General features: G+C 70.4%; 14 protein-coding genes. 7 read left to right on the forward strand and 7 right to left on the reverse strand.

Going from position 1 to position 14691, the window contains the following annotated elements:
• The first annotated feature begins 136 nt into the window (after positions 1 to 136).
• Positions 137 to 1762 carry an N-acetylmuramoyl-L-alanine amidase gene (locus DYE23_RS26690; RefSeq protein ID WP_115328610.1) on the forward strand — a complete coding sequence of 542 codons (1626 nt, stop codon included), beginning with the start codon at positions 137 to 139 and terminating at the stop codon, positions 1760 to 1762.
• Here the strand turns inward: DYE23_RS26690 and DYE23_RS26695 are convergent.
• The 4 genes from DYE23_RS26695 to DYE23_RS26710 are packed head-to-tail and all read right to left on the reverse strand — an operon-like array spanning position 1759 to position 6818.
• The gene (locus DYE23_RS26695; protein ID WP_115328611.1) at positions 1759 to 4464 is read right to left on the reverse strand and encodes a helix-turn-helix transcriptional regulator; all 2706 of its coding nucleotides are present in this window, start codon (positions 4462 to 4464) and stop codon (positions 1759 to 1761) included. The genes DYE23_RS26690 and DYE23_RS26695 overlap by 4 nt on opposite strands.
• 4 nt (positions 4465 to 4468) lie before the next feature.
• Positions 4469 to 5281, reverse strand: a complete 813-nt coding sequence (locus DYE23_RS26700) for a Cof-type HAD-IIB family hydrolase (protein ID WP_011892053.1) — start codon at positions 5279 to 5281, stop codon at positions 4469 to 4471.
• Positions 5278 to 6024: a lysophospholipid acyltransferase family protein gene (locus DYE23_RS26705; protein ID WP_011892052.1), complete on the reverse strand. Its 747-nt coding sequence runs from the start codon at positions 6022 to 6024 to the stop codon at positions 5278 to 5280. Before DYE23_RS26705 ends, DYE23_RS26700 begins: the two co-directional genes overlap by 4 nt.
• A 5-nt stretch (positions 6025 to 6029) precedes the next feature.
• Positions 6030 to 6818: a lysophospholipid acyltransferase family protein gene (locus DYE23_RS26710; RefSeq protein WP_011892051.1), complete on the reverse strand. Its 789-nt coding sequence runs from the start codon at positions 6816 to 6818 to the stop codon at positions 6030 to 6032.
• Positions 6819 to 6924: 106 nt separating this feature from the next.
• On the opposite strand from DYE23_RS26710, the gene DYE23_RS26715 reads away from it, so the two are divergent.
• Both DYE23_RS26715 and DYE23_RS26720 read left to right on the forward strand, forming a co-directional pair.
• Positions 6925 to 8490 (forward strand): Rieske 2Fe-2S domain-containing protein, encoded by a 1566-nt coding sequence (locus tag DYE23_RS26715; RefSeq protein ID WP_115328612.1) that lies wholly within the window; start codon positions 6925 to 6927, stop codon positions 8488 to 8490.
• Between the two features lie 4 nt (positions 8491 to 8494).
• Positions 8495 to 8845 (forward strand): hypothetical protein, encoded by a 351-nt coding sequence (locus DYE23_RS26720; RefSeq protein WP_011892049.1) that lies wholly within the window; start codon positions 8495 to 8497, stop codon positions 8843 to 8845.
• On the opposite strand, the gene serS is transcribed toward DYE23_RS26720, so the two are convergent.
• Complete coding sequence (gene serS, locus DYE23_RS26725; protein ID WP_013473062.1) at positions 8846 to 10105, reverse strand: serine--tRNA ligase; 1260 nt, start codon at positions 10103 to 10105, stop codon at positions 8846 to 8848.
• 79 nt (positions 10106 to 10184) lie between these two features.
• On the opposite strand from serS, the gene DYE23_RS26730 reads away from it, so the two are divergent.
• The 3 genes from DYE23_RS26730 to DYE23_RS26740 are packed head-to-tail and all read left to right on the forward strand — an operon-like array spanning position 10185 to position 12167.
• Positions 10185 to 11561 carry a septum formation family protein gene (locus tag DYE23_RS26730; protein ID WP_115328613.1) on the forward strand — a complete coding sequence of 459 codons (1377 nt, stop codon included), beginning with the start codon at positions 10185 to 10187 and terminating at the stop codon, positions 11559 to 11561.
• Between the two features lie 4 nt (positions 11562 to 11565).
• Positions 11566 to 11916 carry a metallopeptidase family protein gene (locus DYE23_RS26735; RefSeq protein WP_011892046.1) on the forward strand — a complete coding sequence of 117 codons (351 nt, stop codon included), beginning with the start codon at positions 11566 to 11568 and terminating at the stop codon, positions 11914 to 11916.
• Positions 11917 to 11966: 50 nt separating this feature from the next.
• A complete protein-coding gene (locus tag DYE23_RS26740; RefSeq protein ID WP_013473065.1) occupies positions 11967 to 12167 on the forward strand; it encodes a hypothetical protein in 201 nt (66 codons plus the stop codon).
• On the opposite strand, the gene DYE23_RS26745 is transcribed toward DYE23_RS26740, so the two are convergent.
• Both DYE23_RS26745 and pheA read right to left on the reverse strand, forming a co-directional pair.
• Complete coding sequence (locus DYE23_RS26745; protein WP_011892044.1) at positions 12147 to 12848, reverse strand: histidine phosphatase family protein; 702 nt, start codon at positions 12846 to 12848, stop codon at positions 12147 to 12149. The two genes, DYE23_RS26740 and DYE23_RS26745, sit on opposite strands and share 21 nt — an antisense overlap.
• Positions 12845 to 13774: a prephenate dehydratase gene (gene pheA, locus DYE23_RS26750; protein WP_099962096.1), complete on the reverse strand. Its 930-nt coding sequence runs from the start codon at positions 13772 to 13774 to the stop codon at positions 12845 to 12847. Before pheA ends, DYE23_RS26745 begins: the two co-directional genes overlap by 4 nt.
• 110 nt (positions 13775 to 13884) lie before the next feature.
• Between pheA and DYE23_RS26755 the strand changes: the two genes are divergently transcribed.
• Positions 13885 to 14673 carry a DUF2470 domain-containing protein gene (locus DYE23_RS26755; protein WP_013473067.1) on the forward strand — a complete coding sequence of 263 codons (789 nt, stop codon included), beginning with the start codon at positions 13885 to 13887 and terminating at the stop codon, positions 14671 to 14673.
• The last annotated feature ends 18 nt before the right edge of the window (positions 14674 to 14691 follow it).

Genomic DNA, 14691 nt, shown 5'->3' on the forward strand with positions numbered 1-14691 from the left:
ACGACAGACCTACCACCGGAACGGCACCGCAGAAGCGCCAGCACGCTCTGCGGTGCCGTTGTGGTGGTTCCGGCGGGACCGCAGAAGACGCGTGTCGCAACACAGGTATCAAGCGTCACATACGTAACATCAGTCCGTGCTGTATCCGCGCCACGCACCATCGGTGCTGTTCACCGCGCTCGCCGCGACGGTGATGCTGCTGCCGTGGGCGATCTCGGGCATCCCCGACGGGGACGAAAAACCGACGGCCGACGCACCCCTGCTCGTCCAACAGCCCCTCGCCGATCTCGGCGGCGGCGAGACGATCCGCGAGCTCCACCAGGACACCCCGTTCTCGATGGTGGCGCTGACCTCAGCCGACCTCACCGGGACCTCCGCGCGCGTGCGCGCCAAGAAGGACGACGGCTCGTGGGGACAGTGGTACGACGTCGAGCCGCTCGAAGGAGTGGGCGCCGACACCCCGAGCCCGGGCGGGATACGCGGCACCGACCCCGTGTTCGTCGGACGCACCACGACGGTGCAGATCGCGGTGACCCGACCCGACGACGCCGCGGCCACCGCGCCGGCGGCGCCGGCCGCCCCCGCGCCGACGGGCCCGGCGCTCGGCTACGTGCCGGCCAACGTCGAACAGCCTCTCGCCGAGAACGTCACCGCGGTGCTGATCAGTCCACCTGAGGCGCCCCCGGATCTCGGCCCACTACCCAACGCCGCGACACCCGCCGGAGTGCCGCCCCGCATCATCAACCGCATGGAATGGGGCGCCGACGAGGGGATGCGTTGCGGAGAACCCCGCTACGACAACAAGATCCGGGCCGGTGTGCTCCACCACACGGCCGGCAGCAACGATTACAGCCCCGGTGACTCCGCGGGCATCATCCGCTCGATCTACGAGTACCACACCCGCACGCTGGGCTGGTGCGACATCGCCTACAACGCGATGGTGGACAAGTACGGCCAGGTGTTCGAGGGCCGTGCGGGCGGTATGGCACGGCCCGTCGAGGGCGCGCACACCGGCGGCTTCAACCACAACACGTGGGGCGTCGCGATGCTCGGCAACTTCGAGGCCGTGCCACCGACACCGATCCAATTGCGCAACACCTCAAGGCTTCTCGGGTGGGTGCTCGGCCAGTCGGGCGTCGACCCGCTCGGCACCGTGGTGCTCCCGTCCGAGGGCGGTTCGTTCACCAAGTTCCCGTTCGGCGCCCCGACGACGCTGCCCGCGATCTTCACCCACCGCGACGTCGGCAACACCGAATGCCCCGGCGCCGCCGCGTACGCGCTGCTCCCCGAAGTGCGCAACATCGCGGCGCGGTTCAACGATCCGCCCGGACCCGAACAGCTCGCCGAGACCCTGCGCGGCGGAGCGATCTTCGCCAAATGGGACTCCCTCGGCGGCATGAACAGCTATCTGGGCCGACCGACCTCGCCCGAGGCGTCCGGACTGGGCGCGGCCCGCTACGTGACCTTCGAGCACGGCGCGGTCTATTGGTCCCCGGAGACCGGCGCCGAGCCCGTCACCGGCGAGCTCTACAAGGCCTGGGGCGCACTGGGATTCGAGCGGGGCGCACTGGGATTGCCGACCAGCGCCGAGATCGCCGAGCCGCAGTGGATCGTGCAGAACTTCCAGCACGGGACCCTGAACTTCGACAGGGAGAAGGGCACCGTCACCCGCGTCACCGACGGCGTCCCGGTGGAACTGCCTCCCGCCGACCTCAATCCCGTTCAGCTGGAACGCTTCACCCCACCGAGCAACCCGGTCTAACGCAGCATCCTGCCCAACTGGGCCCTGGACCGGATCCCCAGCTTCCGGTAGACGCGGCTCAGATTCGTCTCGATGGTCTTCACGCTGACGAACAACGCCTCGGCCACGTCGCGGTTGCTCATCCCCGATGCCGCCAACTCGGCGATCCGGCGCTCGGAGGCGGTGAGCTCCGACCCGACCGCCGACCTGCCCGCCGCGATGCGGGACAGGTCCTGTCGGGCCCGCTCGATCCACAGCGGGACACCGAGGTCCTCGAACTGGGCGAGCGCGTCACCCACCACGACCGCGGCCGCGTCACGGCGGCGCAGCCTGCGCAACACCTCACCGTGGGTGAGCGCGGTGCGTGCCCGCTCGAACGGCATCGCGAGCCGGGCGTGCTCGGCCATCGCGCGCTCGGCGGCGGCCAGCGCGCCCTCGACGTCACCGGTGGCATTCAGAAGCAGGGCCCTGCAACGATGTCCGACGGCGAGCTGCCACGGCCTGTCCAGCTCGGCACCGTTGCGCTCGAACGCCGCGATCAGAGGCTCCGCGTCGTCGAGGCGCCCGACCGCGATCAGCGCCTCGATCGCGTCGGGCATGAAGCACGCGGACATCAGCTCGGTGCCCGGGAACCCGCGGTACAGCTCGACCAGCGGCTCGGCGGCGCGCAGCGCCTGATCGTGGTTGCCTCGCGACACCTCCAGGAACGCCAGTGTCGCGCTCGCCCACACGGTCAGCGCGACATAGTCACCCTCCTGCGACAACGCTCTGCTCGCGTGGTCGCGGGCCTGCTCGTCCCGGCCGCGGTACGCGGCGACAGCCGCGCAGACACTGAACGCGATCACCATCGAGCCGCCGAGCTGCTCGGCCCGCTCCATCGTGTCGGCGGCGTAGGCGTCCGCCTCGGCGTACCGTCCCCGCCAGATCGCCACCAGTGTGCGGTATCCGAGGACTGCCATCACGTCCTGCTCGGCGCCCCGCTGCGCACTGCGCTGCGCCACGGCCGCCAACTGACCGTCCGCCTCGGCCAGCCGGCCCGTCAACGCCAGAGACAGACCACGAGCAGCACTGGCGCGGAACGGAATCGGTGTGTTGTCCTCGGGGTCCTCAAGATCGACCGCGCGCAACAGGGCTGCCGAGTCCAGCCCGTTTCCGGCCTGGAAGCTGACGTGGACCCACATGGCCAGCGCCCGGCTGGTCAACGCGGGCACACCGGCACGTTCGGCGACGGCGACCGCCTCCCGCACGGTCGCGAGCTGCGCGGTGAACGACCCGGTCATCCCGAGACAGAACCCCAGTGACAGCAGCGTCGTGACCAACACCGCGTCGTTGTCGGCGTCCGCGCGGGCACGCTCGAGCAGCTCGACCGCCCGGATGTAGTCGTCCTCCACCATGCGCACTCCGGCAAGGAGATTCAGCGCGATCGCGCACAGCACACCCGGCCGCAGATCGACGAGCGCCTGCTCGAGCAGCGTCGCGGCCCGCCGCATGTCACCGGCGACGACGTGGTGCTCGGCGGCCCGGATGCGCCGCGACACGCTGTCTCCGCCGAGCTGCATCGCCCACTCGAGGAGCTCCGCGGCCGCCGCCGGGGCGCCGCGCGCCCGGGCCGCATCGGCAGCGGCGTCCAGAGTCGTCAACGTGGTCTCGTCGGCGACGGTCGACGCGAGAGCGAGGTGGCGGGCGCGCAACTCGGGGTCGGTCTTGAGATCGGCCAGCCTGCGGTGGACCTCCCGCCGGCGCTGCGGGTCGGCGCCGGCGTAGATCCCGTTGGCCAGCACCGGGTGCGTGAACCGGATCCGGTTGCCGTCGATGACGACGATGCCCTCGACCTCGGCCGCCTCGACCAGACCCGTGACCGCCGCGGGGGTGACCCCGACCGCCTTCGCCAGCAGATCCACCGTCGGCGACGTGGCCGACGCGGCCACCAGCAGCACGTCCCGGACATCCTCGGCGAGCCCGTCCACCCGGAGTCGGACCAACTCGGACAGCGATTCGGGCAACCGCTGCCCCGGACGGCTCCCGGCGCCGTCGGCCACGCGTGCCAACTCCAACGCGTACAACGGATTACCGCCGGAGACCTCGGCGATCCGGACGATCTGCGGCCGGGAGAACCTTCTGCCCAGCCGGCTCGACAGCATCGTGTGCAGTGCCCCGAGACTCATCGGCGCGACCGGCAGCCGCGTGAGCGCCCCGGTGCCGACCTGCAGCCAGGTGGCGGCGGGCAACCCGGGCCCCACCCCCGGGCGTTCGGCGACGACGAAGCCGACCCTGCCCTTGACCCGGCGTGCGACGAAAGCGAGCACCGCGACGCTGGACGGATCGAGCCACTGCACGTCGTCGACCGCGACCAACACCGGTGTGCGCGTGGCCGAGCCGTGTACGGCGCCGAGCAGCGCCGCGGCGATCACCCGTTCGTCCGTCGGTCCGCCCGTGCCGTCCCCACGCCGCAGCACCCCATCCGCCGCCCTGCGTTGCAGCTCGGGCAACCCGTCGAGGATGTCGGTCTGCACGCCGGCGAACAGATCGGCGATCGCGGCGTGCGCGAGCCCCGACCCGGACTGGTCCCCGTGCGCCGAGAGCACCCGGAAACCCGCCTGCCGGGCCGCGTCCACGACCCCCGCCAGCATCGTGGTCTTGCCGATGCCGGCCTCACCCTCGATCAACAGACCGGCCGGCTGCAGCTGCTGCAGCCCCGCCAGGAAGTCGTCGACGGCCTTCACGCGCTTACCGCCACCACCGTTCCAGGACGCGGGCGACCCCGTCCTCGGCGTTGGTGCCCGTCACCTCGTCGGCGGCGGCGAGCGCGTCGGGATGCGCGTTGCCCATCGCCACACCCAATCCGGCCCAGCCGAGCATCGGGACGTCGTTGGGCATGTCACCGAAAGTCACGATGTCGGCGGCGTCCACCCCCAGCGGGCGGGCCAGCTCCTCGATCCCGGTGGCCTTGCTGATGCCCAACGGCATGATCTCGATCAGCCCGTTGTTCGTCGAGTACGTGATGTCGCCCTCGGTGCCGATGTGCTGGGCGAGGACCTCGGCCATGTCGGCGCTGCGGGCACCGGCCTTGCGCACCAGGAGTTTGACCGCGGGAGCGCTGAGCAGATCCTCGATCGAGACCTCGGTGTTGTCCGGGTTCAGCCAGGCGTGCTCGTATCCCGGCGAGCTGACGAACTGCGGCGTGGCCGCGTCGTGGGCGCTGCTGCCGACACGTTCCACGGCCAGCCCCGCGCCGGGGATCGTCCGCGTCGCGATCTCGGCCAGCATCGCGAGCACGTCGGTCGAGAGGGTGCGCGCCGAGACGATCCGGTCCGTGGACGGGTCGTAGATCACGGCGCCGTTGGCGCACACCGCCATCGGCGCGAAACCCAACTGATCGACGACGGGCCCGACCCAACGGGGTGGCCGTCCGGTGGCCAGCACGAACCGCACTCCGGCATCGACCGCCGCCCGCACGGCGGACCGTGTTCTGGCCGTGACGTTCTCGTCGTTGTCGAGCAGGGTGCCGTCCACGTCGGTGGCGATCATCAACGGCGTCATCGGCGCCCGTTCCGTCTGCGTGCCCGCTCCGCCAACTCCGCTTCCTCCATCCGTCGTGCCTCCTCGGGCGTCGGCGCACCGCCGCCGAGGCGGCGGGGTAGCCAGAACGCTCCCGGCGGTTGCCCGTAATCGTCCTGCACCTCGTGCAGCAACCTGGTCATCTCCGCACGCAGCACCGCGCCGGCATCAGCTGCGGCCGCCGCCGGTTCCAGCGGCGCCCCGACCGATACCGTGACCGGAAACCTCCTGCGGCCCAGCGCTCTCGGGTGATCCTTGGTCCACACGCGATGGGCTCCCCACACGATCAGCGGCACGATCGGCACCCGGGCCTCGACGGCCATGCGCACCGCACCGGACTTGAACTCCTTGAGCTCGAAGCTGCGGCTGATCGTCGCCTCGGGATACACCCCGACGATCTCGCCCCGCAGCAGAGACTGCACCGCGGCGGCGTACGCGCCCGCACCCGCCTGCCGGTCCACCGGGATGGTGCCGGTGTGCTCGATCAGCCACCCGAGGACCGGCACGTCCTGCATCTCCGCCTTGATCATGAACCGCATGCGCCGGCCCCGCCGCTTGGCCGCCAGCGCCGCCGGTAGGAAGTCGACATACCCGGTGTGGTTGATCGCGATCACCGCGCCGCCGGTGGCCGGCAGGTTCTCCAGCCCCCGGAAGGTGATCTCGGTACCGGTGGCGCGCACGAGGGCCTCGGCCGTGATCTCCAGTGTGCGGAAGACCGGCTCCATCGGACTTAATCCGGTGCCTCGGCGTTCCCGGTGTCGATCCCCGGTGTCGCGGAACGTCGGGCGGCTTTCTGCGCCGCCTCCTCCGCGTCCATCCGGTTGGCCTCCGCCAGCGTCGGCGCGCCGCCACCCATCCGGTGCGGCACCCAGAACTCGCCGGGCGGGTGGGGTCCGTAGGCGTCCTGCACCTGCGCGAGCAGGTGCTGCATCCGCGAGTGCAGCAGGGTGGTGAGCTCGGCGGCGGGCAGCGTCGGCTCGATCGGCGTGCCCACCGCGATGTGGATCGGCACCTTGGGCCGCTTCATGTTCTTCGGATGGCCCTTGGTCCAGATCCGCTGCGCACCCCACACGATGTGCGGCACGATCGGCACGTTCGCCGCGATCGCCATCCGTGCGGCGCCGGATTTGAACTCCTTGATCTCGAAGCTCCGGCTGATCGTCGCCTCCGGATAGACGCCGACGAACTCGCCGGCGGCCAGCCGGCGGCAGGCTTCGTCGAACGACGCCGCCCCGCTGTCCCGGTCGACCGGGATGTGCTTCATACCCCGCATCAGCGGGCCGCTGATCTTGTTGTCGAAGACTTCCTTCTTCGCCATGAACCGGACCTTGCGGCCCAGGTGCTGCCGGTAGGCGGGCAGCCCGGCGAACGTGAAGTCGAAGTAGCTGGTGTGGTTGATCGCGATGACGGCCCCGCCGGTGCGAGGCAGATTCTCGATCCCCGTCACGGTGAACTTCAGGCCCTGAATCCGCCAGACCAGCCGGGCCAGCTGGATCGCGGTGCCGTATACCGGTTCCACAGGCGCAAGCGTAGTGCGCCGCCGCGCGCGCCCTGCAGCGCTGCCCCGTCCCGCTAAACTGCTCTGCGGGTCCGCAGTCACCGCAGCGGGCCCGGAAGGGACATCTGTGCAGGTCACGAGCGTCGGCCATGCCGGCTTCCGCATCGACACCAAGGCCGGCAGCATTCTGTGCGACCCGTGGGTCAACCCCGCCTACTTCGCGTCGTGGTTCCCGTTCCCCGACAACACCGGCCTCGATTGGTCTGCACTCGGCGCCGTGGACTACCTCTACGTGTCGCACCTGCACAAGGACCACTTCGACCCGAAGAACCTCGCCGAGCACGTCAACAAGGATGCGGTCGTGCTGCTGCCGGACTTCCCGGTGCCCGACCTGCGCCGCGAACTGGAGAAGCTGGGTTTCCACACGTTCTTCGAGACCACCGACTCGGTCAAGCACCGCGTCAGCGGACCGAAGGGCGACCTCGATGTGATGATCATCGCGCTGCGCGCCCCGGCCGACGGCCCGATCGGCGACTCCGGCCTGGTGGTGTCGGACGGTGTCACGACCGCGTTCAACATGAACGACGCCAGGCCGGTCGATCTGGACATGGTGCACGCCGACTTCGGCCAGATCGACGTCCACATGCTGCAGTACTCGGGCGCGATCTGGTACCCGATGGTCTACGACATGCCCGCCCGCGCCAAGCAAGCGTTCGGCACCCAGAAGCGGCAGCGCCAGATGGACCGCTGCCGGCAGTACATCGCGCAGGTCGGTGCGACGTGGGTGATCCCGTCAGCCGGTCCGCCCTGCTTCCTCGACCCCGAGTTGCGGGATCTGAACGACGACCACGGCGACCCGGCGAACATCTTCCCCGACCAGGTCGTGTTCCTCGACCAGATGCGCAGCCACGGACACGACGGCGGACTGCTGATGATCCCCGGGTCGACCGCGGATTTCACCGGCTCCCAACTGCTTTCGCTGAAGCATCCGATTCCCGACGACGACGTGATGGCGATCTTCACCACGGGCAAGGCGGACTACATCGCCGACTTCGCCGAGCGGATGGCTCCCGTGCTCGCCGCCGAGAAGGCGTCGTGGGCACCTGCCGAGGGCGAGCCCCTGCTCGAGCCGCTGCGCGAGCTCTTCGAGCCGATCATGCTGCAGTCCGACCAGATCTGCGACGGCATCGGATACCCGGTCGAACTGCGGCTCGGGGACGGCGACCGTCAAGAAGTCGTGGTGCTGGACTTCCCCAAACGTGCTGTGCGGGAAGCGATTCCCGATGAGAAGTTCCGCTACGGCTTCGCCATCGCGCCCGAACTGGTGCGCACCGTGCTGCGCGACGGAGAACCCGACTGGGTGAACACCATCTTCCTGTCCACCCGGTTCAGGGCCTGGCGGGTCGGCGGCTACAACGAATACCTCTACACCTTCTTCAAATGCCTCACCGACGAGCGCATCGCCTACGCCGACGGCTGGTTCGCCGAGGCCCACGACGACACCGCGTCGATCACGCTGGAGGGCTGGGAGATTCAGCGACGGTGCCCGCACCTGAAGGCCGACCTGTCCAAGTTCGGGGTCATCGAGGGCACCACGTTGACCTGCAACCTGCACGGCTGGCAGTGGAACCTGACCAACGGCCGCTGCCTGACCACCAAGGGCCACGAGTTGCGCTCGACGAAGCTGGGTTGAGGCGATGACCCAGACTTCGCGGAACGACGACCGCTACTACGACGACGGCCTGATCCAGCTGGATCAGGAGGCACTGACGTTGCGTCGCTACCACTTTCCGTCGGGCACCTCGAAGATCATCCCGCTGCGCGACATCCGCAGCTACGAATCGTCGCCGCTCGGACTGTTCGTCCAGCGGTTCCGGCTGTGGGGCAGTTCGGATCTGCGCCGCTGGCTGCCGCTCGACATCCACCGGCCGACGAAGTCGACCCTGGTGACCCTCGACGTCGGCACCTCGCCGCACCCGGCGTGCACACCGGCGCGGCCCGCGGAGTTTCTGGAACTGCTCGAAGACTTTTTGTCGGCGCGCCGCTGACTACTTCTTGGGTCTGAGCACGTCCGTGCCGACGTGGGGCACCAGCGCCTCGGGGATCCGCACGCTGCCGTCGGGCTGCTGATGGTTCTCCAGGATCGCGACCAGCCAGCGCGTGGTGGCCAGCGTCCCGTTCAGCGTCGCCGCGGTCTGGGGCCTGCCGTTCTCATCGCGGTAGCGCACGGCCAGCCGCCGCGCCTGGAACGTGGTGCAGTTCGACGTCGAGGTCAGCTCGCGGTAGGTCTGCTGCGTCGGCACCCACGCCTCGCAGTCGTACTTGCGTGCCGCCGACGACCCCAGATCCCCCGCGGCGATGTCGATCACCCGGTAGGGCACCTCGATGGCCGCCAGCAACTGACGCTGCCAGCCGAGCAGTCGATCGTGCTCGGCCTCGGCCTCTTCGGGCCGGCAGTAGACGAAGCCCTCGACCTTGTCGAACTGGTGCACCCGGATGATGCCGCGGGTGTCCTTGCCGTAGCTACCCGCCTCGCGCCGGAAGCACGACGACCAGCCGGCGTACCTCAGCGGGCCACCCGACAGGTCGAGGATCTCGTCGGAGTGGTAGCCGGCCAGCGGCACCTCCGACGTCCCGACCAGATACAGATCGTCCTCGGCGAGGTGGTAGATCTCGTCGGCGTGTGCGCCCAGGAACCCGGTGCCGCGCATGATCTCCGGCCGGACCAGCACCGGCGGGATCATCAGTGTGAAGCCGTTCTCGGTGGCGGTGCGCACCGCCAGCTGGAACAGACCGAGCTGCAGCAGCGCGCCGAACCCGGTGAGGAAGTAGAAGCGCGACCCCGACACCTTGGCCCCGCGCTCCATGTCGATCAACCCCAGTGCCTCGCCGAGCTCGAGATGGTCCTTGGCGTCGGGGATGACCCGTGGTTCACCGACGGTGTCGAGCACCACGAAATCGTCCTCACCGCCGGCGGGCACCCCGTCGATGATCACGTTCGAGATCGCCATGTGCGCCGCGGTGTAGGCGGCCTCGGCGGCCGCCTGGTCGGCCTCGGCGGCCTTGACCTTCTCGGAGAGCTCCTTCGCGGCGGCCAGCAGCGCGGGCCGTTCGTCGGGCGACGCCTTGCCGATCGCCTTGCTGGCCGACTTCTGTTCCGCGCGCAGATTGTCGGCGGCCGAGATCGCGGCACGCCGGGCGGAGTCGGCCTCGGCGAGCGCGTCGACCAGACCGGGATCCTCGCCCCTGGCCTGTTGTGATGCGCGGACGGCGTCGGGGTTTTCTCGCAGCACCTTCGGGTCGATCACCGGGCCAACCCTACGGGGTCGGCCGCCCTGCCTGCACATTCGCTGAGGTACCGGCACAGCACCCGACACGCCTGTCACAATGGTGCGGATGTCTGAGTCATCCGGTTCCTGGTGGAGGAGCCTGCACGCTGCGTCGACACGGCGCGCTCTGCTGCTGACCGCGCTCGGCGGGCTGCTGATCGCCGGCGTGATCACCGCGCTCCCCGACACCGACCCGACCGGCGGACTGACCGCGAACTCCATCTCCCTCGGACCGCGCGGCAACGACACCTTCGACCACGCCAAGAGCGGTGACTGCCTCACCTGGCCGGACCGCACGCCCGACGCCGCCGAGATCGTCGACTGCGCCGGTGAGCACCGGTTCGAGGTCGCCGAGTCGGTGGACATGGGCACCTTCCCCGGAAGCGAGTACGGACCCGACGCGGCGCCGCCGTCAGCGGCCCGGATCCAGCAGATCAGCCAGGAGCAGTGCTCGGCGGCGGTGAAGCGCTACCTGGGCGCGCGGTTCGACCCCAACAGCCGGTTCAGCGTCAGCATGCTGTGGTCCGGCGACAAGGCCTGGCGCCAGTCCGGCGAGCGCAGGATGCTGTGCGGACTGCAGCTGCCCGGCCCGAACAACCAGCAGCTCGCGTTCACCGGACGGGTCGCCGACGTCGACCAGTCCAAGGTCTGGCCGGTCGGCACGTGTCTGGGCATCGACCCGGCGACCAACCAGCCGACCGACATCCCCGTCGACTGCGCCGCCCCGCACGCGATGGAGGTGACCGGCGCGGTCAACCTGGCCGCGAAGTTCCCGGCCGCGCTGCCCCCGGAGCCCGAGCAGGACACGTTCATCAAGGACGAGTGCACGAAGATGACCGACGCCTACCTGGCGCCGATCGAGCTGCGAGAGACGACGCTGACGCTGGTGTACAGCACGGTGTCGTTGCCGAGCTGGGCCGCGGGCAGCCGCCAGGTGTCGTGCAGCATCGGGGCGACCCTCGGCAACGGCGGCTGGTCGACGCTGCTCAACAGCGCCAAGGGTCCGCTGATGATCAACGGACAGCCGCCCGTCCCGCCGCCGGACATCCCGGAGGAACGGCTGTCGCTGCCGCCCATCCCGGTGCCCGACTCGTCGTCGGGCAGCTCCAGCTCGTCGAGTTCGTCGGGGTCCTCCAGCTCGTCGGGGTCCTCGGACTCGTCGGGGTCCTCGGACTCGTCGGGATCCTCGGACTCGTCGTCGGGCAGCAGCCAGAGCGAGGACCAGACGGTCCACGGGCCGCAAGCCCCTGCGCCCGCGCCGACCGAGCAGCCGCCGGTCAATCCGGCGCCGCCGCCCCCGGCCGCGCCGCCCGCCGACCAGCTGCCGCCACCGGGCCCCCTGCTTCTGCCGCCGCCCCCGCCGCCGCCCGCTCCCGTGGCCGGGCCCCCGGCCGAGCCGCTGCCGCCCGGACCTCCGCCTCCACCGGGGGTGTAGCCGCGTGCCCGTGCGGATGAGCCCGCACCGGTTCGAGGAGTTGGTCGGTGACGCCCTGGACCTGATCCCGGCAGGGCTGGCCAAGGCGATCGACAACGTCGTGATCCTGGTCGCGGACCGCCATGAGGAGGAGCCCGACCTGCTGGGCCTCTACGAGGGCGTCGCGCTGACCGAACGGGACTCCTGGTACGCCGGGTCGCTGCCGGACACCATCACCATCTACCGCGAGGCGCTGCTCGACATGTGCGGGGACGAGCAGGAGGTCGTCGACGAGGTCGCCGTCACCGTCATCCACGAGATCGCCCACCACTTCGGCATCGACGACGAGCGCCTGCACGAACTCGGGTGGGGCTGAACGCCGCGCGGCAACCCCGATCCGTCACACCCGGGTGCTATGAACGGCACATGACCGAACAGTGCCGCGCCTGCCGTCTCGGGCTGGAGCACTGCCATGGCGCGCTGATCCACCACCCGTTCCACCGCCCGGAGTGCACCGAGGACGACTGCTTCGTCTCTGCCGCCGACCACGACCTGCACATCGACTGCAGCGCGACCGGATGCCTCTGCGAGGACGTCGCGTCGCGGTCAACCCATCGGGTCGGCTGACCGCGGCGCATCGCCTGCGGTCGTGGTGACCGGCGCGTCGCCGACGAACGGCGGGGTCAGCTTGCCCCACTGCACACAGCTCCAGCGTCCGTCGGTGATCGGCGCCAGCACCACCGATTCGGTGTTGGCGAGGTGGTGGTCGACGGCGAACCGGCTGTCGACACCGGCCAGTAAGGCCGAGACGAGCCTGATCGCGGCGCCGTGGCTGACCACGACGATGTCGCCGTGCCACGTCTCGTCGTCGAGGTAGCGCATCCGCAGCTGATCCAGCACCGGCACGTACCGGTCCAGCACCTGCTGAGCGGTCTCGCCACCGGGCAGCGCGACGTCGAGTTCCCCACCGTGCCAGCGCCGATAGACGGCGTTGAACTCGTCGTGGGCGGCCTCGTCGGTGCGGTCCTCCAACTCCCCCACCTGAACCTCGTGGAGTCCCTCGAATGCCATGGCGCCGGCGCTCAGCGCGCCGCCGAACTCCGCGGCGATGTGGCCGGCCGTCTGCACCGCCCGCGTCGCGATCGAGTGGGTGACGATCGCCGCCGGCCGGGCCAGCGTCCGCGCGAACGTCCGCGCCTGATCACGGCCCAGGTCGGTCAACTCGGCGCCGGGCGGCCGGGTGTCGAGGCGCCGTTCCACGTTGGCGTGCGACTGCCCGTGTCGCACGAGCACCAGGCGTCCGGTCACGGCCTGCCCTCCCGGAGCCGCTGCAGCCATGCCGTCGCCTCGTCCAGGGGAGGTGGCGCGGCGCCGCCCGTCTCACCGGTCGGCCACGAACCGAGGTAGCGCACGTCCGCGCAGCGGCGGTGCAGCGCCCGCAGGGCTTCGGCGACCGCGTCGTCGTCGATGTGGCCGACGAAATCGAGATAGAACCGGTAGGTGCCCAATTCCGTTCGGGTGGGCCGTGATTCGATGCCGGTGAGGTCGATCCCGCGGATCGCGAGCTCGTTCATCGCCGTCACCAGCGCACCCGGCACGTTGTCCAGTCGCAGGACCACCGACGTCCGGTCCGAACCCGTGCGCTTCGGCGGTGGCCCCGGACAGCCGACCAGGACGAACCGGGTGCGTGCGTTCGGCTCGTCGACGATCCCCGCGGCGAGCGTGTCCAGCCCGTACCGCTCGGTGGCCAGCGCGGTGCTGACGGCGGCCTCGGCCCTGCCGTCCGCGACGTCGCGCGCGGCGGCGGCGTTCGAATTCGACGGCACCAGTTCGGCATTCGGCAGGTTCTCTGACAGCCACCGCTTCACCTGCGCGGCGGCGACCGGGAAGGCCGCGACGGTACGGACGTCCGCGGCGGTGACGCCCGGGCGGACGGCGATCGTGAAGGACACGTCGAGGGTGAGCTCGGCGTAGATCTGCAGCGGCACCCCGTCGGCGAGGCTGTCGAGGGTCGGGATCACCGGGCCGTCGATGGAGTTCTCGATCGGCACGCAGGCGAAGTCCGCATCGCCGGCGCGCACGGCGGCCAGCGCCGCGGGTGTGCTGTCGGTGGCGAGGGGGGTGACGGAGCCGGCGCCGGACTGAGTCGCCGGGATCAGTCCCTGCGCGTCGAGCGCGCGCAGGGCCGCCTCGGTGAACGTTCCCTCGGGGCCGAGGTAGGCGATGCCGGGCACCGTTCCACCCTATCCGCTGGCCCGGTAATCCCGTTCCGCAGCGGGAAGGGGTTGCGCCGTCGTGATGCCGTAGTTAAGTTAGGCTCACCTTACCAACGAAAGGCGGCGTGATGGCATCTCCGGCACCGACTGCGGCTCCCACGACGGCCGAGCGCATCCGTAGCGCGTGCGTGCGCCCCGGAGGCGCGATGATCGCGGTCGAGGGTCTCGATCCCTCGACGACCTCCGTCCACCATCTGCTCGGCGACGGTTCGGTCGCGATCACCGTGCCCGTCGACGGTCCACTGGCGGCCTCGGTCGTCTCCGCGGGCAATGCCGGAATCCAGGCCGTCCTGGAGATGACCGACTACGCACCGCTGCCTCTGCGCGAACCCGTGCGCTCGCTGGTCTGGATCCAGGGCGTGCTGCGCGACGTCCCGACCGCGGAGGTGCCCGCCCTGCTCGACCTGATCGCCGCGGCGGACCCGAATCCTGCTCTGCTGCAAGTCAACCCCGGCCCGGAGGAAACCCCCCACGCCCTGATGCGTCTGGAGATCGAGTCGGTGGTCGTCGCCGACTCCACCGGCGCGGAGTCCGTCGCGCTCGGCGAACTGCTCGGCGCCCGCCCGGATCCGTTCTGCGCCATGGAATCCTGCTGGCTGCAGCACATGGAGTCCGCCCATCGCGACGTCGTCGACCGGCTCGCCGCACGACTGCCCGCATCGCTGCGGCAGGGACGGGTGCGCCCCCTGGCGCTGGACCGCTACGGCGTACAGCTGCGGGTGGAGGGCGCCGACGGCGACCACGACGTGCGGTTGCCGTTCGGCAAGCCCGTCGACGACGTGACGAGCCTGAGCAGGGCCATCCGGGTGCTGATGGGCTGCCCGTTCCTCAACGGCCTGCGCGCGCGGGGCGTCTAGCGCACCCTGGTCGCCGCG

The organism is Mycolicibacterium gilvum (assembly GCF_900454025.1).
GTDB classification, from domain to species: Bacteria; Actinomycetota; Actinomycetes; order Mycobacteriales; family Mycobacteriaceae; genus Mycobacterium; species Mycobacterium gilvum.